2 pseudogenes are annotated in these 944 nt (G+C 45.1%); one reads left to right on the top strand and one right to left on the bottom strand.

The features are described from left to right. A pseudogene (locus tag CIK04_RS28360) lies at positions 1–214 on the top strand (peptidase M23); the annotation flags it as partial. Between the two features lie 70 nt (positions 215–284). Here the strand turns inward: CIK04_RS28360 and tyrA are convergent. Beyond that, positions 285–924, bottom strand: a pseudogene (gene tyrA / locus CIK04_RS28365) (bifunctional chorismate mutase/prephenate dehydrogenase); the annotation flags it as partial. Positions 925–944 lie beyond the last annotated feature (20 nt).

Here is a 944-nt window from a genome sequence, read left to right on the forward strand (position 1 = left end):
CTCAATCCACAGTACACCATGGATTGGAACCAAGAGACTTCAACTATCTGTTTGAAAAAAGAGAAAACGGTAAAATGGAGTCCTTTTGGTCAAGATGATTGATAACGTGGTTCGCTTACAAGTCAATCTCACCAAATCTCCCTATCGTGACACCAGTATTGACACGGTTTCCAGTGAAGAGAATACACTCGACCCAAGCTTACAAACCAACTAATGTAATGGGTAAGCCGAAAATAGAAAGAGCAGCATCAGGCTGCTCTTTCTATTGCTAATACGCTTAAAGGTTAATCGCGATGCAAGTTGTCATTCGCTTGTTTGAGCAAATTTTGGCTTTCCGCCATAAACTGCTGCGAGTAACCACCAAACCAGTCACTCACTTGAGTAAAACGTCAACAAAACGCGTTTTATCGTGCTGATCTAACATCTCTAGCGCCTCGCCAAAGCGGCGATGGAAACGCTTGATCATGTCGATGTTCTCTTGCGACGAAAGAATAATGTCACCATACAAATTTGGATCTTGGGCAAACAGACGACCCACCATCGCTAACTCAAGACGATAAATGGGCGAACTCAGTTTCAGCAGTATTCATCAACTTGGATTTTCCTGACTCAAATGCATGCCGTACGCAAAGGAGGTAAAGTGCCTTAGCGCTTGAATTAACGTCATGCCGTGGTCATGTTCGCTGGCCTCAATTTGGCACAAGCTTGCACCCCAAATTTTAAACTGCTGCAGTAACCACTGATATTGCTCAGCGCCTCGACCATCACAGTAGACAATCACTTGCTTGGCTAAACTCGGCACATCGGGACCAAACATAGGGTGCAAACCAACAACCGGCCCCGAGTGCACCAATCGAGCATGGTTTTCAGCGGCTTCGATTTGATCGAAGTAAGGTCACACAAGATGCAATCCGATGGCATGTTGGGTCAACTTTTACAATCAC

This window comes from Vibrio sp. 03_296 (assembly GCF_002265885.1).